The organism is Providencia sp. PROV210 (assembly GCF_028479445.1).
GTDB classification, from domain to species: Bacteria; Pseudomonadota; Gammaproteobacteria; order Enterobacterales; family Enterobacteriaceae; genus Providencia; species Providencia rustigianii.
Genome location: NZ_JAMPNQ010000014.1, coordinates 73,656 through 90,671, shown reverse-complemented (window position 1 = coordinate 90,671; position 17,016 = coordinate 73,656). Strand labels below are relative to the sequence as shown.

The window sequence follows — 17,016 nt, the reverse complement described above, 5'->3', positions numbered from 1 at the left end:
AACACTGCTGCTCTATTTTTGACAGAGAATACCTCCACTGCACTGCCTTCTGGTGGTCTGGACAGCCTGTTTTTTCCCTCCCTATTCCTAAGAAAGCCCCTCATTGAGGGGCTTTTTTTTGGCCTACCAACTAGCAAGTCTTGCTGACACAGGAGAACCACGATGCCGAATCCTTTATATCACCGCGACATAATCTCAATTAACGATTTAGACCGCACCGATCTTGAGTTAGTCCTTAACGTCGCTGCTTCATTAAAAAAGCAGCCACAGCCTGAGTTTCTCAAACATAAAGTTATCGCCAGCTGTTTCTTTGAGGCATCAACCCGTACGCGCCTCTCTTTCGAAACCGCCATTCATCGTTTAGGCGCTTCGGTGGTGGGTTTTTCGGATAGTGCCAATACCTCGCTGGGCAAAAAAGGGGAAACCCTCGCAGATACCATTTCGGTTATCAGCCAATATGTGGATGCGATTGTGATGCGCCACCCACAAGAAGGCGCCGCTCGTTTAGCCAGCCAGTTCTCAGGTTCAGTACCGATTATCAATGCTGGCGATGGCTCGAATCAGCATCCAACGCAAACTCTACTCGATCTTTTCACCATCCAAGAAACCCAAGGCCGCTTAGAAAATCTGAAAATTGCCATGGTCGGAGACCTGAAATATGGCAGAACTGTTCACTCGCTGACTCAAGCATTGTCCAAGTTTGAAGGAAATCACTTCTACTTTATCTCGCCTGAAGTTCTGTCGATGCCGGCGCATATCCTGAATATCCTGGAAGAAAAAGGCGTGACATACAGTACCCATAGCAATGTTGATGACGTCATTCCTGAAGTTGACATCCTATATATGACTCGCGTCCAAAAAGAGCGCCTTGACCCATCCGAGTACGCCAACGTCAAAGCCCAATTTATTTTACGCGCCCAAGATTTACACAGTGCGAAAGATAACTTAAAGGTTCTGCACCCGCTGCCACGCATCGATGAAATCACTGTTGATGTGGATAGCACGCCATACGCTTACTATTTCCAGCAAGCAGGTAACGGGATTTACGCGCGCCAAGCGCTGCTGTCTCTGGTCTTAAATAAAGAATTAGCAATCTGAGGAGAACACCATGACACACGATCATAAACTACAAGTTGAAGCCATTCGTTGCGGCACTGTCATCGACCATATCCCTGCTCAGGTTGGATTCAAACTGCTGAAACTCTTTAAACTAACAAAAACCGATGAGCGCATTACTATTGGGTTAAACCTGCCATCTAGCAACATGGGCAAGAAAGACATTATCAAAATTGAAAATACCTTTTTAACCCCTGAACAAGCTAACCAGCTAGCGATGTATGCCCCAGAAGCAACCGTTAATCGTATTGAAAATTATCAAGTGGTGGAAAAATTAGACCTCAAACTGCCTGAACAAATTGATAATGTGCTGGTGTGCCCAAACAGCAACTGCATCAGTCATAATGAGCCCGTTGCCAGCAGCTTTCGTATAAAAAAACGTGAAAATAATGTGGCATTAGCCTGTAAATTCTGTGAGAAAGAGTTCGATAGAGACGCCGTGATCAATAATCAGTAGACTATTTAAGCGTAGACTGCGTCTTTATATGGATGTCGTTCCGAGTCTATAATAGCGTCTAATCCACCTTTTTTACGTGATAAACGGAGAAATTATGTCATACGAAATCAACACCGAAAATGCACCAGCAGCTATTGGTCCTTATGTTCAAGGCGTCGATTTAGGCAGCATGGTGATGACCTCTGGTCAAATTCCTGTTGATCCAAAAACTGGGAATGTGCCAGAAGATATCGCGGCACAGACTCGTCAGTCACTGGCAAACGTAAAAGCGATTTTAGAAAAAGCAGGTCTGGGCGTTGCTAATATCGTAAAAACGACCGTTTTTGTGAAAGATTTAAATGACTTCGCTACCGTCAACGCAACTTATGAAGAGTTCTTCAAGCAACACAATGCACCATTCCCAGCGCGTTCTTGTGTTGAAGTCGCTCGCCTACCAAAAGATGTAAAAATTGAAATCGAAGCTATTGCGGTACGTAAATAGTTATCGCCTTTTTATCATCTCTTAAATAACTCCCCTCTGATGCCTATCAGATCAAAGGGGAGTTTTTTTATTTTCTCTCATTTTCTCCGCCTATTTTTTCTTTCTTCTCTGCCCATTTGAAATTCATACAAATTATTTTTTTCCTTGTTTTAAATCAAACTATCGTCAGCTAAAAAAAGGCAATATCCTACATATTGTGCTTTAATTACATCGTTAGGCACTATATATAGTAAAAATTCACATTTCCTTCACAGGTTTGCCCCATACTGAATAACGATAATGGATATTATCCTCGGTCCTGTGAGGGATTTAACAAGGAGTAAGACAGTGAAAACGGTGGTTATAAAAAGAGATGGTTGCCAGGTCAACTTTGATCTCCCGCGCATTCAAGAAGCTGTACGACGCGCTGCGGCAGCTGTAGATGTTAAAGATGATGATTATTGTCATCACGTTGCCACGACCGTCGCCGAGCAACTTTGTTGTCGTGAAACCGTCGATATCGCCGAAATTCAAGATGCTGTCGAAGATCAGCTAATGTCAGGTCCGTATAAAGATCTCGCTCGGGCTTACATTGAATACCGCCATGATAGAGACAGTGAGCGTGAAAAACGCAGTAAGCTCACCCATGATATCCGTGGTCTCATTGAGCAAAGTAATCTATCCCTACTCAATGAAAATGCCAATAAAGACAGCAAAGTGATCCCAACTCAGCGTGACTTACTCGCAGGGATCGTTGCCAAGCATTATGCTAAACAGCATATTTTGCCGCGTGATGTGGTACTTGCCCATGAACGTGGTGAAATTCACTATCATGATCTCGACTATGCGCCATTTTTCCCAATGTTTAACTGTATGCTGATTGATCTTGATGGCATGTTAACCAATGGCTTTAAAATGGGAAATGCAGAAATTGAACGTCCAAAATCAATTTCTACCGCAACGGCTGTCACCGCACAAATTATCGCACAAGTGGCGAGCCATATTTATGGCGGTACCACCATCAACCGTATTGATGAAATTTTAGCACCTTATGTTGCTATCAGCTATGAAAAACACCTAAAAGTCGCTAAAGAGTGGGGAATTTCTGATGCTGAAGCTTATGCGAAAAATCGCACGGAAAAAGAGTGCTACGATGCATTCCAATCCCTAGAGTATGAGGTCAATACGCTGCATACCGCCAATGGGCAAACCCCATTTGTCACCTTTGGATTCGGTCTAGGTACCTCGAAAGAAGCGCGTATGATCCAAGAATCCATTTTAAAAAATCGTATTGCAGGCTTGGGTAAAAATCGCAAAACTGCCGTTTTCCCTAAACTGGTTTTCGCTATCAAAGATGGATTAAATCATAAGCCTACAAATCCTAATTACGATATCAAACAGTTAGCTTTAGAGTGCGCCAGCAAACGCATGTATCCTGATATCCTTAACTATGATCGTGTGGTTGATGTCACCGGTTCATTTAAAACTCCAATGGGCTGCCGCAGTTTCTTGGGCGTTTATGAAGAAGATGGCAAACAGATCCATGATGGTCGTAACAACCTTGGGGTTATCAGCCTGAACTTGCCGCGTATTGCCATTGAAGCTCAAGGTAATGAAGACGCATTCTGGGCACTACTCGATGAACGTTTAGCTATCGCGAAAAAAGCCTTAATGACGCGAATTGCCCGCTTAGAAAACGTTAAAGCACGCGTTGCCCCAATTCTGTATATGGAAGGCGCCTGTGGCGTTCGCTTAAAAGCAGATGACAGTGTGGCGGAGATTTTCAAAAATGGCCGAGCTTCAATCTCTTTAGGTTACATTGGGTTACATGAAACCATTAATGCTCTGTTTGGCACAGAAACTCATGTTTATGATAATGAACAGCTACGCGAAAAAGCCGTCGCCATTGTGAATCGTCTGCGCCAAGCCACCGATGACTGGAAAGCACAAACCGGTTACGGTTTCAGCCTCTACAGTACGCCAAGTGAAAATCTCTGTGACCGTTTTTGTCGTTTAGATACTGCGGAATTCGGTGTTATCGACGGGGTAACCGATAAAGGTTATTACACCAATAGCTTCCATTTAGATGTGGAAAAACAGGTCAATCCTTACGATAAAATTGATTTTGAGCAGCCATACCCCGCTATCGCTAGCGGTGGCTTTATCTGCTATGGAGAGTATCCAAACTTACAGCATAATATCAAAGCGCTCGAAGATGTTTGGGATTATAGCTATCAACATGTGCCCTATTATGGCACAAATACTCCGATTGATGAGTGTTATGACTGTGGATTTTCAGGGGAATTTTCCTGTACCAGTAAAGGCTTTACTTGCCCAGCTTGTGGTAATCACGATACCAACCGCGTTTCAGTGATCCGCCGGGTTTGTGGCTATTTAGGTAGCCCAGATGCTCGACCGTTTAATGCCGGAAAGCAAGAGGAAGTGAAGCGACGAGTCAAACACTTGGGTAATGGTCAACTAGGCTAATACTATGAATTATCATCAATATTATCCTGTAGATGTGGTGAATGGACCCGGTACTCGCTGCACACTGTTTGTTGCGGGCTGTGTCCACCAATGCCGCGGATGCTATAACCAAAGTACGTGGCGAGTGGATTCAGGGGTTCCGTTTACCCAAGAGATGGAAGATAAAATTATCCAAGATTTGCAGGATACGCGTATTCGTCGCCAAGGGCTTTCGCTCTCTGGCGGTGACCCACTCCATCCCGCGAATCTGCCAGCGATATTAAAGTTAGTGAAGCGAGTGAAAGCGGTCTGCCCAGATAAGGATATCTGGCTGTGGACTGGCTATACCTTCAATGAACTTTCTCTGGAACAACAAAAAGTGGTCAGTTTGATTAATACCCTGATTGATGGAAAATTTGAGCAAGACCTGTATGACCCTGCGCTGTTATGGCGTGGGAGTTCGAATCAGGTGATCCACAAACTGCGCTAGGCTTCCCGAGACCAATGTAATTTGGTACCAAAACCTAATGTGTTATCCACCATTTTGATTGTCTGTAACTGGAGCTGCCACATTGGCAGCTTCGCTTCTAATGCCACAGGAAAACGTTGGCAATAAAACGCCCTCATCGCAGAATCTTCGCTCCCTTCAAGCTGACTAATTTCACCGATAAATTGAATACCTTGAATCTTACTGACTTGCTTAGTTTGCGCAGTGATAGTCCCTGCAACGTGAGGATTTGCCAGCATTAGCTGACCATGTTGAGAGTCTGGGGAGGTCATCAAGATCAAACGCATATTTGGGCGATCAAAAGCATAGTAACAGCTGGCAGACCACATATCGTTTTGATGGGAGGTAAAAAGGGAAAAAACGTGTTGGCGAGCAATATAGCGCCGGATATGTTGTAGCGTATTTTCTGGTGTCATCGCGAATGTCCTGTTAGACCGTTCAGAACACGCTCATTAAGATGGCTGAGCGTGCTTAAGCGGTTCTGAACGTTATCTGTACTTAGTTCGCACTACTATACGCTAAATCTTTCTAGCATTTCCCTGAATAATTAGATTTTTAATCTCATAAATTCAAGGCTTTTACTCTAATCATTGTGAATTTTTACTCTAAATAATTCGAGTTGCAGCTAGGCGGCAAGCGAACGAGTCACTAGGAGCATACACTAGTATGTGACTAGTGGGAGTGAACGCAGCCAACAACGCTGCGGCTCGAAGTATGACGAGTAAAATTATTTATAGATGGCTGCTGTACCTTGCATCTCATTCTCACCACTCGCGGCGATTACGCGGAAAGATTTCGCGCCAGCTTCATCAGCTTTTTTGGCTAATTGTGCAGTCAAGTCACTCACACCAGCAGCACCATTTACAGTCACATAACCCGCAGCTTGACCATCAGCTTGTTTAACTTCTTCAGCAGCCATTGTTCCAAATGAAACGGCACTTAAAGCTAAAACAGCAGCAAATAATGTTGATTTATTCATGGTTAACTTCCTCATTGTATGTTTAAACATTAACAGGGGTTTTTCATGTTTCCCTGTGATGTGGGTCATACTATGCGCTTTAATCTCAGATGAAAATTAGCTAATTTTGCTATAGTCATTCAATTTATTTGAACAATAAGATAGGTTGAGGTTACAAATTTGTGACTGTTTTATATCAATTTTTATTTATAATTTAATGTGTTATAAACTTTCTTATCCACGAGAATATTCGTTGCTATAAAATATTTTTCCTTACAAATCAGCACAGAAAGACAAATTTATCCCTAAGAAAAAACGATGGAACAGCACAATTGGTATCTTTATTTGATTCGACAAAGCAATAATGCATTGTATTGCGGAATTTCTACGGATGTTCAACGCCGATTTTTAGAGCATGAACAGGGGAAAGGTGCAAAATCATTGAAAGGAAAAGGACCTTTGGAGTTAGTTTTTCACTGTTTGATAGGAACTCGCTCAGAAGCATCCAAGCTAGAGTATCGAGTTAAACAGCTGAATAAAAAGGCAAAAGAAAGGCTGGTCATTGACCAGCCTAGTGAACTATTTAAGTACTTAGAAACTTATACGTTATCAAAATGCGATGAATAAGCCACTTCACCTTTATGCTCGTTGATCGCGCCATTTTCTAATCCACAGACTAAAAAATGCTTTTGTAACGTCGGCCACTGGCAACTTAAACCATGATTTGTAGCAGGTTCAAAACCAAAACGGCTGTAATAGCCTTCATCACCTAATACAACAACAGCGCCATAACCAAATTCATTCAGGCTATCTAAACCTTCATAAACTAATTTTTCGGCAATACCTTGGCTTTGGTACTCTTTTTTAACTGCTAATGGCGCTAGACCCACCCATTGGACATCTTCACCGTTAACATCCACCGGCGTAAACCCAACATAGCCGATCACTTCGCCGTCATCGTTAGTGGCGACAACACCCAGCGTTAATAAACCATCTTCACGTAGATGCTGCACTAAATCCGCTTCCCCTTCAGTCGGGAAAGTTTCACGTAATAGTCGGTCGATCCCCATGGCATCGACTGGAATTTCAACGCGTATTAGCATGATGTTAACGCAGACGTTTTGTGTTCTGCGTCCTCATTGTCTTGGACGTTTTTAATTACCTCAGCCAATTGCATCAAGGCAAAACGAAGAGGCGCTGGCATATTTTCTAATTCAAACGCATCCATTAGGTTTTTCACATAGAGACCTAATTCAGTGTCCCCTTCGATCACTAACCGACGTTGGAAGAACAACGTATCTGGGTCTTCTTTGCGGGCCGCAATCAAAATTAAATCATTCGCATTAGCGCTGACGCTCACATCCGGCTCAGCATGTTTTTGTACCACCAGCTGACCTTCTTGTAAGCTGATAAACCAAACGAGCTCAAGATCGTTGATTTCAACTTTTAACCATTTTGATTCTAGAAAGTCGAGTTCACCCTCTTTGACTGATTCACGAAACTGCCAGCTTAATAGCTGTTCGAGTACTTGACGCTGTACGACAAATGGGGTCACTTTCAAAGGAAACTTCAGTAATGAAGGGCCTTGAGTGATAAGCTGAGAACGAATTTTACCAAACACAGTACTGACTCCCGTATCAATTATCTGTCCGTTTCGCGTAGCTACCCGTTAAGTAGCGGCTCGGGGCAAGTTTCATACCCATTATTTGAATTACGATGGGTAGTATTGATGTATCGATCCAAAGATATACAGAGATATATCTCGATTATTGAATATATGGACGTATATTGCCAAAAAATAGTTCGATTGGACTGATCCTATATCAATTTTTATCCAACACGCTAATCTTTATTTCCAATAATTGTCACACTTTAATAATAGTCACGAAATAGTCATCTCGCGTCCCCCAAAACCTGCTTACTCTGCGCTAAATCAAAACACCCCCTAACGACGTTGTCTAGAATGACCAACTGTTAAATTTTATACAGAGATAACGTTAATGGAATTACTCTGCCCTGCGGGGAATTTACCTGCGTTAAAGGCTGCGGTGGATAACGGCGCCGATGCGGTGTATATCGGTCTCAAAAATGACACTAACGCACGTCATTTTGCAGGATTGAATTTCACGGAAAAAAATCTGCATGAAGCTGAGCGGTATATCCATCAGCGTAAACGCAAATTGCATATTGCAATTAATACATTTGCGCATCCAAATGGTTTTCAACGTTGGCAAAATTCCGTCGATCTAGCGGCAGATTTAGGGGCTGATGCACTGATCCTTGCCGATATTGCGATGTTAGAGTATGCCGCCAATAAATACCCTCACATTGAAAGGCATGTTTCTGTGCAAGCTTCTGCCACCAATACCGAAGCTATTCGTTTTTATGAACGTAACTTTCAAGTACATCGCGTGGTTTTGCCCCGTGTATTGTCAATTCATCAAGTTAAACAGCTCGCGAAAACCAGCCCTGTTCCATTGGAGGTCTTCGCTTTTGGTAGCTTATGCATTATGGCTGAAGGACGATGTTATCTGTCATCGTACTTAACGGGAGAGTCACCAAATACCGTAGGCGCTTGTTCTCCAGCTCGTTTTGTACGTTGGCAACACACTGAAAATGGTATGGAATCCCGCCTGAATGATGTCCTAATTGATACCTATAAAAAGAATGAAAATGCAGGATATCCGACATTATGTAAAGGGCGCTATTTGGTGGATGAACAGAAATACCATGTCCTTGAAGAGCCCACCAGCCTCAATACAATTGAATTACTGCCGGAGTTAATGAGTGCGAATATTGCCTCAGTAAAAATTGAAGGTCGCCAACGTAGCCCTGCCTATGTCACTCAAGTGACCAAAATTTGGCGACAAGCTATTAACCGTTATAAGGCAAATCCAGAAGGCTTTGTGACCGACCCTCGATGGCTAAAAGCACTTGGCGATTTATCCGAAGGCAGCCAGACCACCCTCGGCGCATATCATCGCAAGTGGCAGTAATTTAAGGTTAACTATTATGAAATATGCATTAGGCTCCGTGCTCTATTACTGGGACACGGAGAGCTTACAAGATTTTTATCAACGTGCCGCTAGCAGCCAAGCCGATATAATCTATCTCGGAGAAACCGTGTGCAGTAAGCGCCGAGAAATGAAGCCCAACGATTGGATTGATGCAGCTCGCCAATTAGCCGGAAGTGGAAAACAGATCGTTCTCAGCACGCTGGCACTTTTACAAGCGCCCTCTGAACTGAAAGAGATCAGTAAATTAGTCGACAACGGGGATTTTTTAATTGAAGCCCACGATTTTGGGGTAATCAATATGTTAGTTGAGCGTAAGCTCCCCTTTGTGGCAGGACACGGGCTAAACTGCTATAACGCACCATCCCTGAATATTTTGTTGCGCCAAGGTATGATCCGCTGGTGTATGCCCGTTGAGTTATCCCGTGATTGGCTGGCCAATCTGTTGAATCAGTGTGATGAACTCGGTATCCGTGAGAAATTTGAAGTGGAAGTGTTCAGTTACGGTCATCTGCCACTTGCTTATTCCGCGCGCTGTTTTACCGCCCGTTCTGAAAACCGCCAAAAAGATGAGTGTGAAACCTGCTGCATTAATTATCCTCAAGGGCGCAAAGTGCTTTCTCAAGAACATCAGCAAGTCTTCACGCTGAATGGTATTCAAACGCTGAGTGGCTACTGCTATAACCTAGGGAATGATTTGTCTTCAATGCAAGACTTAGTGGATATCGTGCGTATTTCCCCAGAAAGCCTCGACTCCCTCGATGTGATTTCCCAATTTAAAGCCAATGAGCTAGGACAAGCTCCCCTGCATATCCCCGACCAAAGCTGTAATGGCTACTGGCGTAATATTGCGGGATTGACGCTGGAAAATTAAGGATTATCAATAAAGGTTCTGAATAGAGCCTTTATCGTTAAATTTTCAATATAGCTCCCTATATTGGTCACTACATCACCTTATCTAAAAACCACGATTTTATTCACCTCGCAACGCTCTCCCAATATTTAACTAACCTAGTTTTACGTAATTATTTGTGATTAGTCCTATTAATTAAGTTAAATATAAATTTTTAATTGTAAATTTAACTTAAGTGTAAAAGAATGGTGACGAAGTTTACTCATGGATGGGAGAAAAATAATGGCTGTTGGATATTTTTTACGAGTGGGTGATAAAACAACCTGCGGAGGACAAATATTAACGGGAGACAATACCATGCAATGGTATGGTGTTGCTGGTGCTCGTGAAGGCGATATGGTCAGTTGCGGCGAGCACTCTGGACGATTTTATATTATTGGGGGCTGTAACAGCGTTTGGGATGACGGACGAAAAGTAGCGGGCACACTCGAAAGTATAAGTTCATGCCCTTGTCATGCCAGGTTTATTCATTCAATTCAAGATTGCTATAGCGATGAAAGCCGCTCAGCTAGCATGGAATCTACATCAATTTCCCCTCCGGCTATCACCAATAAAATTTGTATTAGTTGCTTAATGAAAGCGGCTGAGTCTGGGCAAATGTTAGTCGTGAGAGAAGGATAATGCTCAATGAATAATCAGCATCCTATTTTTAACTATTTTGAGCGTTACCCTGATGCCAAACATTATTGTCTGATTTGCGGACTACAGTATGAACGCTACTTTGATGAAGCGCTTCAAAATAATTATGGAACAGCAAGCCCACTGTTTAAGCAACCTTCAAATACAGAAATAGCATGGGCTGGGCCGTGGTTGATTGATGTGACCCAACGACATCATTTACTGGCAGATTTAATACAGTTGGAAGCCAAATCACCCTCCTTGTCATGGCTAGTCAGTGATTCTCCGATTGATAAACTAGCTATCCATTTCTCTGAGCGGCTTAATGTCAGTTTGCCTGATGGCAAAACCGCCTTATTTCGGTTTTATGATCCCCGCGTAACCCACAATATGCCCCAAGTTCTCACTCTTGAACAATTTAATGAGATAACGATGCCTCTTATTGCATGGTATTACCGCTTTGAAGGGCAATTTTATGCATTACAAGGAGGGCGATTAAATGCAGTTTAGCGAAGAACAATTAACCAAAATTCAAAATATTGAACAGAGTGATTACGTGACTCAAGTGAGTGCTGATTTTTATCAACATTATCCCGACAAATTACAATCCGTTGATACATTAAACAGTCGATTAAAATCGGCTTTTCAGTATGTGTTATCTCTTAGTTTTACCAGTGAACCTTTGATTCGTTCTTTTCTGCTTTATGAAGCTTGCGAACCGTATTTTTATTTAAAACCAGAAATAAGAGCCATGCTCGAGGAAAAAGATCGAAATCCTGAGCAGCAGTATCAAGACTTTTTACGGATAGCCATGAAATTGATTGAATGGAGAACTTAATATGCCAATTCCATTAATAGTTGCAGGGGCGGGATTAATGACACTGGGTGGATTAGCCGCAGTGACCCATGAAGCCTCAAAAATCGGCTTTCCCTCTTCGTCAGGTAGTGGAGATGATGAGTGGGGAGATAATACAAGTTACGGTGATAAAATTCGTGAATATGAAAGTATAGCGATAGGTGGCGAGCTTGGTGATGAAGAAAAGAAACGAGGCAATAATCAAGGTGCCTCGGTAGGCGCTACAGCCGGGGCATCCGTTGGTGTTGCTGCAATTGAAGCAAATAAAGGGTGTGAAGATTGCCCTGCTATGCCTTACATTGTTCCTCATCAAAATGATATACCAATACACGCACTCCCAATGCTTATGCTTATCAAGCAAGAATTTGTAATACACAAATCAGAACAGTCGATACCCCCACAGGGCAACTTAAATATATTGATGAGTGGAAATGCACAATTCCTGTGCCAACCCGAACAAAAAATCCTTTAGTGGAGTTTGATGGCTGGAAACCTGATGAATGCAACTTTATTGAAACTAAAGATAATTATGATAATTTTTTCGACAAAGATGGTGAAGTTAAAGCTTTTTGGGAAAAAGGAGGTAATATTCCTAAACAAGCATTTGATCAGGATTGGCTATGCCAACATCAATTCAAGGGACGCTCATATATTGACTGGCATTTTTCGCAAGAAAATATGTACAGATTTTGTTCAATTATATTGGACTCCTATCCTCAAATTCGAACACATTTAACTCCATAAAACAGGGTATTTATAAATGAAACTCAAATTAGAAATTGATATTAAACTGAATGACCAGCTTACGAATGAAAAATTTATAAATATTTTAGTCACTATGATGAGTTTTGTAAAAAGTATTACGTCCACTGATAGTGAAAAATGGTTTTTTTCTGGAGATAGCTTAGAAGATTCCATGAACAAACCAGCCTTCGAAAATGGTAAGCCATCTTCCATTTTAGAAGACAAAAAAAGTATAGATATCATTGAATCAATATGGGCAGGGGATAATTCTTTAACAATACAACATGCTGCAAATATTAATCAATATATACTAAGATTTAATCTCCGAAAGATTGATCATTTAGACCTTAAAAACACACTAAAATCAATAAATGAAATTTTATCCATTTTTAATATTTTAGCCTTGAGGATGGATATAAATAATTACTCATATCATAAGAAACAAGTCTTCCCTGACAGACTCCCTGTCGGTTGGATGCTTTATTTAAATAAAAAAATAACGCAACAACAAGTCCCCATGGCAGCTCAGCTTATTCATATTGATAATGACAAAAATAAAGGTACGTTGATTATCAGTACCGACCATGTGTTTGATGGTTCAAATAAAGACGACATCAAAAAAGCCAATGAAATCGAAATCCAATTAACCGCATTGGGGTTATTACCGTTGATACGGGAAATATACAGTTAGAATGTGGACAAGCTCCCCGACCAAAGCTGTAATGGCTACTGGCGTAATATTGCGGGATTGACGCTGGAAAGTTGACGGTGTTCAGTATTTGAAAAATGCTGCTGCTCAATGAGCGGCAGCTTAATTAATTCAATATCTTTATCTCATCCTTCTTGTTATCACCCGCTCAAATTTCACCCTATAACCTGAATACCCTATAAACGGAGGCTGAGTTAGCCAATTTGAGAGTGAATTATTTCCTGTAGATTAGAGGCATCCTCTTAAAATCAATAAGGAAATATCCGTGATAAAACGCTCTCTGACCCTTATGACGTTATTGTTAGCCGGATGTTCAACATCTCTTGAGTACACCAAAGCCGATCTCGAAAATAATCCCGATGTAGGCTACTCCGATTCGGGCTACTATCGACTGGTATTTAAAGATAAAAAAGTGATTTCTGTACCCGAAAATGCGCATCTTGTTCCGGGCACTGACAATAATGTTGTTGGGAAATTAAATGCCGATAATAAAACTGGCGAGATTGTCGTGGCGGGGCTGGCAACAAAATTGAATGGCAATATTAATTCTCAAGTCGGCGGCCACGATTACAACCTCAGCTTTCTGGTCACTGATGAAAATAACTTACCCATTTCTTCCATTAACTATCTGATATTTAATGATTGTAATGACGAGGTGTACCCTGGGATAACCAATGCTAATGGCCGAACTTTTTCTGTTTCAACGCAAGCTGAATGTACATTAAGCCTCGGTATTCCAGAGTAATGCAGAGTGAACTGCAACAGCAATATTAGCGTTCAAAGAGGCTGGCAATGCCAACCTCTTTATCATTTATGATTGATGAAAATGCTTCCGCCAGCGATGGAGTGCATGGCTGATTTTACGCAACTCTCCATCCCGTAACATGCCGATAAATACCCCAATAAATGAATAAATCACCCCAAGGATCAGCATCATCACAATATCCATCAGGATATCATTAAAAGGCAGGCCCATCTGGTTGATCCCTGCCATCGCATTAGTCGCCCATGTTGATGGTAACGACGAAGCAATCATTCGAACCCAATCAGGCATCGCTTGTAACGGCCAAATCGTACCGGACATATAGAACACCGGAGTCGTAATGAACGCTAACGTTAAGTAGATCATTTCGACACTACGCAAACATTCTGTCACTAATTTTCCTAGCCCAATCACCGCCAGCAGGAAAGGAAATGTCAGCATCCAAATTTGGTACAAAGGCGCTTCTTGGCGATAGCCCAGTATCCATGGCCATAGCGCAAAAAATACCGTGGATAAAAATAACCAAATAGGGATCAGCGCCGATAATGCGCCTAAATATACCGCTAACGGGGGCTTACCTTTCGGTGTTGAACGGATAGCAATACTGACTCGCACGCAGGCAATCAATAAGGAGTGCTGTAAAAGCATCACTAATAAACCAGGAAAAATAATCGCAGCGAAGCTAATTCCGGGGTTATAAAGTGGCTCAGTTTCACTGCGGACAGGTGCAATAATGACTTTGGCCTGTTCCGCACTAAAACCTGATTTTTCCAATAGCTGTGTATTATAGGCATTCAATAAAGTTTGATAAGCTTTGGAAAGCTCTTGCTGAATTTGTCCACTGGCAAGTCGGTTTGTCGCATCCCCATAGACGGGTACGGTAATATTTTTCCCACTAAGTAAATGCTTCTGAAAATCCATTGGAATGATCACAATTGCAAATAGCTGCCTCGCGATCATATCCTGACGCGCTTGAGCTAAATTGTCGTAGCTATGAAGCTGGACTTTTGGTGTCGCATCCAAATCACGAATTAACTCACGGCTTGCCGCTGAATGATCCATATCGATAACTGCAACGGGTAGATCCCACAGAACTGGGCGGGCATACACCAAACTCATAATACACAGGGAAACGAGCAGCAATAGCCACATCGGTTTCTCCAGCATGCCCAGTAGTACCTTTTTGAAGGTCGCAAAATAGACAGCCATCATACGATACTCCCTTGGATCTCAATGCGTTTAACTAACCGCTTACGGATCAGAACTGCCGTGATGATTGGGTAAATCAATAAGAACAGACAGACTTCTACGATCCGCTCAAATGAGATTTCACGTAGGAAGATGTCAAACATCGCGTTTAAGGTATGAGTGAGTGGCTCAATGTTCGAAATAATCCGTGCGGGTAAAATCATCGATAATTCAGGTACTGCCATCCCAGAAAATGCTAAGGCGATACTGACCAGCATACCTATCAAGCTGTATGCCATGATGGCGCTCGAGGTAAAACTAAACAGCAATAAGCCAATACTCTGAGCCGCTATGACATAGAAAAAGCCCACCAGCACCATGTATATAGGATTCCCCACCACTTTCGCGTCAAAAAGCGTCACCAATGCGGCCAACTCAACAATTAATAGTGTGGTAAAGAATAAGGTATAAGGCGCCATTTTCCCGAGCAATGCCATAGAAAACGGTTTCACGCTCTGTAAGATTGTCCCACGAGACATGGTATAAATCGTGGCTGTCACCACAAACAATTGCAACATATGGATCGTCGCAGCGAATTGTTGGTAATAAATATAGCTACCACTTGGGTTAAATAAGCTGTCGTAGGATAACGTGACTTGCGCTAGAGGCGGTAAAGTATGCCCCATGGATTTTGCCATGTCTTGACGATATTTGGCATTCAGTTCAGCCACCATCCCGCTAAAGTCTTGGATCGCATAGCTGCCTGATGCATAAAACAGCGCATTATAGTACATCCGTAATTCTGGCTGACGCCCACGTAATATATCCTCTTCAAAATTATGAGGGATATACAGCAATGCATAATCCTTAGCACTACCCAGCTGCTTAATTGATGTTGCCAAGTTCCCATCTATGGCTTTAACTTCCGCATGAGGACCCGCATCAAGATCACGAATAATTTGCCGAGAGATGGGGCTATGGTTGTTATCTACCACGGAAACTGGCACATCCATCAACGTTCCCTCTGAAAAGTTAGCACTGACTAACGTGAATAGCATCAAAGGGAATAACCAACTCAGCCAGTGAAATACTGGGCTACGAATTGCCATTTGGGTTTCGCGGCTAAAGGCATGTTCAAAGCCGTGCCAAGCGAATTTAAGTTTCATGGCAGCCCCTGTTATTTATCCCAACGCCATAAAACACTCATTCCCGGTCGTAATCCATCGATAGGTTCAAGTGGGTACAAACGTACTTCAAAGGTTTTTAAGTCAAAATCTCCAGTCGCTCGCGTGGCACGTTTAGTTGCATAATCCCCTTTAGGGGCAATATAGCGCACCTCTGCTTCAACCGTTTTATACCCTAATGCAGGGATAACTAGCTGGACTTTATTCCCTTTTTTCACACCAACAAGAATGTCTTCACGCAAGTTATAAACAAAGTAAGATTGAGGAAGGCTAATCAATGAAAGTAATGGACTACCAGCATTAAATAGTTCACCAATTTCGGCGGGGATTGGGCCGACTTCACCATCCACAGGAGCTTTAACCTGTAGGTCATCAATCTGTACTTGAATCTCAGCTAATTTTTGTTGAGCTTGATTCACCGCCGCTTCATATTGTTGGCGCAGCTCGATACGATCCCCATTTTTTCCCTCTTCCAAACGCGCTTTTGCACTTTGTACTTGCTGGAATGCGACCTCTTTGGCTTTACGGGCATTATCGAGTTCATTTATTGAAACATAGCCTTTGCCCAATAAATTGTTTAGACGGGTAAACTCCCGGGAGGCATTTTGATATTGTGAATTGGCTTGAGCGAGGGAAGCTTGTAAGTCACGCAGGGTTTCTTCACGCGTTCCATGTAAGGATTGGTCCAGTTGCGCTTGCGCTTGGTCTTTGGCGGCTTTTAATGCCGCATATTGCGCTTGTAATTCAGGGCTTTCCAACGTTAACAGCAACTGCCCTTTTTTAACGTCATCGCCCCGTTCAATATGACGTTCAATCACGCGCCCTTTCGCTTTTGATGTCACAATCACTTCTGGTGCATCCACTTCCCCTTGCAATAATAAAAATTGGTTATGGGAATGAAAAAGTGCCGCAGCAGCGATTAAGATCAGCATCAGCAAGATCAATATTATGGTTCTTTTTTTCATTATATATGTGAGCCTTGAGTAATAACGGGGGAAACTACTTTTTTATTATGACAATAAATAGAAACGAGCGTTAAGAAATTCGTGCGTAAGATCACGG

General features: G+C 42.3%; 22 protein-coding genes. 15 read left to right on the top strand and 7 right to left on the bottom strand.

The features are described from left to right. Positions 1-162 precede the first annotated feature (162 nt). From pyrB to nrdG, 5 genes are all read left to right on the top strand, one after another. Positions 163-1,098: an aspartate carbamoyltransferase gene (gene pyrB / locus PR761_RS10875; protein WP_006814474.1), complete on the top strand. Its 936-nt coding sequence runs from the start codon at positions 163-165 to the stop codon at positions 1,096-1,098. 10 nt (positions 1,099-1,108) lie between these two features. Further along, positions 1,109-1,573, top strand: a complete 465-nt coding sequence (pyrI, locus tag PR761_RS10870) for an aspartate carbamoyltransferase regulatory subunit (protein WP_006814475.1) — start codon at positions 1,109-1,111, stop codon at positions 1,571-1,573. Between the two features lie 94 nt (positions 1,574-1,667). Further along, positions 1,668-2,054, top strand: a complete 387-nt coding sequence (ridA, locus tag PR761_RS10865; RefSeq protein ID WP_006814476.1) for a 2-iminobutanoate/2-iminopropanoate deaminase — start codon at positions 1,668-1,670, stop codon at positions 2,052-2,054. A gap of 327 nt (positions 2,055-2,381) precedes the next feature. Then, positions 2,382-4,520, top strand: coding sequence for an anaerobic ribonucleoside-triphosphate reductase (gene nrdD, locus PR761_RS10860; protein ID WP_272519356.1), 2,139 nt, complete (start codon positions 2,382-2,384; stop codon positions 4,518-4,520). A gap of 4 nt (positions 4,521-4,524) precedes the next feature. Further along, entirely contained in the window at positions 4,525-4,989 is a 465-nt protein-coding gene (nrdG, locus tag PR761_RS10855) for an anaerobic ribonucleoside-triphosphate reductase-activating protein (protein ID WP_006814478.1), read from the top strand. On the opposite strand, the gene PR761_RS10850 is transcribed toward nrdG, so the two are convergent. Both PR761_RS10850 and PR761_RS10845 read right to left on the bottom strand, forming a co-directional pair. Then, positions 4,986-5,423: a YhbP family protein gene (locus PR761_RS10850; RefSeq protein WP_154610768.1), complete on the bottom strand. Its 438-nt coding sequence runs from the start codon at positions 5,421-5,423 to the stop codon at positions 4,986-4,988. The genes nrdG and PR761_RS10850 overlap by 4 nt on opposite strands. Before the next feature lie 311 nt (positions 5,424-5,734). After that, positions 5,735-5,986, bottom strand: coding sequence for a DUF1471 domain-containing protein (locus tag PR761_RS10845; protein ID WP_039854843.1), 252 nt, complete (start codon positions 5,984-5,986; stop codon positions 5,735-5,737). Positions 5,987-6,283: 297 nt separating this feature from the next. On the opposite strand from PR761_RS10845, the gene PR761_RS10840 reads away from it, so the two are divergent. Then, positions 6,284-6,592 (top strand): GIY-YIG nuclease family protein, encoded by a 309-nt coding sequence (locus tag PR761_RS10840; RefSeq protein WP_006814482.1) that lies wholly within the window; start codon positions 6,284-6,286, stop codon positions 6,590-6,592. On the opposite strand, the gene PR761_RS10835 is transcribed toward PR761_RS10840, so the two are convergent. Continuing rightward, a complete protein-coding gene (locus tag PR761_RS10835; RefSeq protein ID WP_006814483.1) occupies positions 6,565-7,068 on the bottom strand; it encodes a GNAT family N-acetyltransferase in 504 nt (167 codons plus the stop codon). The genes PR761_RS10840 and PR761_RS10835 overlap by 28 nt on opposite strands. After that, positions 7,062-7,586, bottom strand: a complete 525-nt coding sequence (ubiT, locus tag PR761_RS10830) for a ubiquinone anaerobic biosynthesis accessory factor UbiT (RefSeq protein ID WP_006814484.1) — start codon at positions 7,584-7,586, stop codon at positions 7,062-7,064. The genes PR761_RS10835 and ubiT overlap by 7 nt, the downstream gene beginning before the upstream one ends. Before the next feature lie 379 nt (positions 7,587-7,965). Between ubiT and ubiU the strand changes: the two genes are divergently transcribed. From ubiU to PR761_RS10785, 9 genes are all read left to right on the top strand, one after another. After that, complete coding sequence (ubiU, locus tag PR761_RS10825) at positions 7,966-8,961, top strand: ubiquinone anaerobic biosynthesis protein UbiU (RefSeq protein ID WP_006814485.1); 996 nt, start codon at positions 7,966-7,968, stop codon at positions 8,959-8,961. A 16-nt stretch (positions 8,962-8,977) separates the two neighbouring features. Then, positions 8,978-9,853, top strand: a complete 876-nt coding sequence (locus PR761_RS10820; RefSeq protein ID WP_006814486.1) for a U32 family peptidase — start codon at positions 8,978-8,980, stop codon at positions 9,851-9,853. Between the two features lie 261 nt (positions 9,854-10,114). Next, positions 10,115-10,513 (top strand): PAAR domain-containing protein, encoded by a 399-nt coding sequence (locus PR761_RS10815; protein WP_039854846.1) that lies wholly within the window; start codon positions 10,115-10,117, stop codon positions 10,511-10,513. A 6-nt stretch (positions 10,514-10,519) separates the two neighbouring features. Then, a complete protein-coding gene (locus PR761_RS10810) occupies positions 10,520-11,020 on the top strand; it encodes a DUF4123 domain-containing protein (RefSeq protein WP_006814488.1) in 501 nt (166 codons plus the stop codon). Next, positions 11,010-11,348: a hypothetical protein gene (locus tag PR761_RS10805; protein ID WP_006814489.1), complete on the top strand. Its 339-nt coding sequence runs from the start codon at positions 11,010-11,012 to the stop codon at positions 11,346-11,348. The genes PR761_RS10810 and PR761_RS10805 overlap by 11 nt, the downstream gene beginning before the upstream one ends. A 1-nt stretch (position 11,349) precedes the next feature. Beyond that, entirely contained in the window at positions 11,350-11,838 is a 489-nt protein-coding gene (locus PR761_RS10800; RefSeq protein ID WP_230083554.1) for a hypothetical protein, read from the top strand. Next, the gene (locus PR761_RS10795) at positions 11,730-12,110 is read left to right on the top strand and encodes a Tox-REase-5 domain-containing protein (RefSeq protein WP_412033760.1); all 381 of its coding nucleotides are present in this window, start codon (positions 11,730-11,732) and stop codon (positions 12,108-12,110) included. The genes PR761_RS10800 and PR761_RS10795 overlap by 109 nt, the downstream gene beginning before the upstream one ends. 16 nt (positions 12,111-12,126) lie before the next feature. Further along, positions 12,127-12,801: an Imm52 family immunity protein gene (locus tag PR761_RS10790; RefSeq protein ID WP_115164758.1), complete on the top strand. Its 675-nt coding sequence runs from the start codon at positions 12,127-12,129 to the stop codon at positions 12,799-12,801. Positions 12,802-13,084: 283 nt separating this feature from the next. Further along, the gene (locus tag PR761_RS10785; RefSeq protein ID WP_223844732.1) at positions 13,085-13,564 is read left to right on the top strand and encodes a hypothetical protein; all 480 of its coding nucleotides are present in this window, start codon (positions 13,085-13,087) and stop codon (positions 13,562-13,564) included. A gap of 66 nt (positions 13,565-13,630) precedes the next feature. Here PR761_RS10785 and PR761_RS10780 read toward each other — a convergent pair whose 3' ends face one another. Genes PR761_RS10780 through PR761_RS10770 form a run of 3 tightly spaced genes read right to left on the bottom strand, consistent with a single transcriptional unit; the run spans position 13,631 to position 16,919 of the window. Next, positions 13,631-14,791: an ABC transporter permease gene (locus PR761_RS10780; protein ID WP_039854988.1), complete on the bottom strand. Its 1,161-nt coding sequence runs from the start codon at positions 14,789-14,791 to the stop codon at positions 13,631-13,633. Next, entirely contained in the window at positions 14,791-15,936 is a 1,146-nt protein-coding gene (locus tag PR761_RS10775) for an ABC transporter permease (RefSeq protein ID WP_006814494.1), read from the bottom strand. Before PR761_RS10775 ends, PR761_RS10780 begins: the two co-directional genes overlap by 1 nt. 11 nt (positions 15,937-15,947) lie before the next feature. Then, positions 15,948-16,919 (bottom strand): HlyD family secretion protein, encoded by a 972-nt coding sequence (locus tag PR761_RS10770; RefSeq protein WP_154610767.1) that lies wholly within the window; start codon positions 16,917-16,919, stop codon positions 15,948-15,950. Positions 16,920-17,016 lie beyond the last annotated feature (97 nt).

Excerpts from the sequence above, each read along its gene's own strand:
- pyrB (WP_006814474.1), top strand. The coding sequence starts at position 163 with ATGCCGAATCCTTTATATCACCGCGACATAATCTCAATTAACGATTTA.
- pyrI (WP_006814475.1), top strand. The coding sequence starts at position 1,109 with ATGACACACGATCATAAACTACAAGTTGAAGCCATTCGTTGCGGCACT.
- ridA (WP_006814476.1), top strand. The coding sequence starts at position 1,668 with ATGTCATACGAAATCAACACCGAAAATGCACCAGCAGCTATTGGTCCT.
- nrdG (WP_006814478.1), top strand. The coding sequence starts at position 4,525 with ATGAATTATCATCAATATTATCCTGTAGATGTGGTGAATGGACCCGGT.
- PR761_RS10850 (WP_154610768.1), bottom strand. The coding sequence starts at position 5,423 with ATGACACCAGAAAATACGCTACAACATATCCGGCGCTATATTGCTCGC.
- PR761_RS10845 (WP_039854843.1), bottom strand. The coding sequence starts at position 5,986 with ATGAATAAATCAACATTATTTGCTGCTGTTTTAGCTTTAAGTGCCGTT.
- PR761_RS10840 (WP_006814482.1), top strand. The coding sequence starts at position 6,284 with ATGGAACAGCACAATTGGTATCTTTATTTGATTCGACAAAGCAATAAT.
- PR761_RS10835 (WP_006814483.1), bottom strand. The coding sequence starts at position 7,068 with ATGCTAATACGCGTTGAAATTCCAGTCGATGCCATGGGGATCGACCGA.
- ubiU (WP_006814485.1), top strand. The coding sequence starts at position 7,966 with ATGGAATTACTCTGCCCTGCGGGGAATTTACCTGCGTTAAAGGCTGCG.
- PR761_RS10820 (WP_006814486.1), top strand. The coding sequence starts at position 8,978 with ATGAAATATGCATTAGGCTCCGTGCTCTATTACTGGGACACGGAGAGC.
- PR761_RS10815 (WP_039854846.1), top strand. The coding sequence starts at position 10,115 with ATGGCTGTTGGATATTTTTTACGAGTGGGTGATAAAACAACCTGCGGA.
- PR761_RS10810 (WP_006814488.1), top strand. The coding sequence starts at position 10,520 with ATGAATAATCAGCATCCTATTTTTAACTATTTTGAGCGTTACCCTGAT.
- PR761_RS10805 (WP_006814489.1), top strand. The coding sequence starts at position 11,010 with ATGCAGTTTAGCGAAGAACAATTAACCAAAATTCAAAATATTGAACAG.
- PR761_RS10800 (WP_230083554.1), top strand. The coding sequence starts at position 11,350 with ATGCCAATTCCATTAATAGTTGCAGGGGCGGGATTAATGACACTGGGT.
- PR761_RS10790 (WP_115164758.1), top strand. The coding sequence starts at position 12,127 with ATGAAACTCAAATTAGAAATTGATATTAAACTGAATGACCAGCTTACG.
- PR761_RS10780 (WP_039854988.1), bottom strand. The coding sequence starts at position 14,791 with ATGGCTGTCTATTTTGCGACCTTCAAAAAGGTACTACTGGGCATGCTG.
- PR761_RS10775 (WP_006814494.1), bottom strand. The coding sequence starts at position 15,936 with ATGAAACTTAAATTCGCTTGGCACGGCTTTGAACATGCCTTTAGCCGC.
- PR761_RS10770 (WP_154610767.1), bottom strand. The coding sequence starts at position 16,919 with ATGAAAAAAAGAACCATAATATTGATCTTGCTGATGCTGATCTTAATC.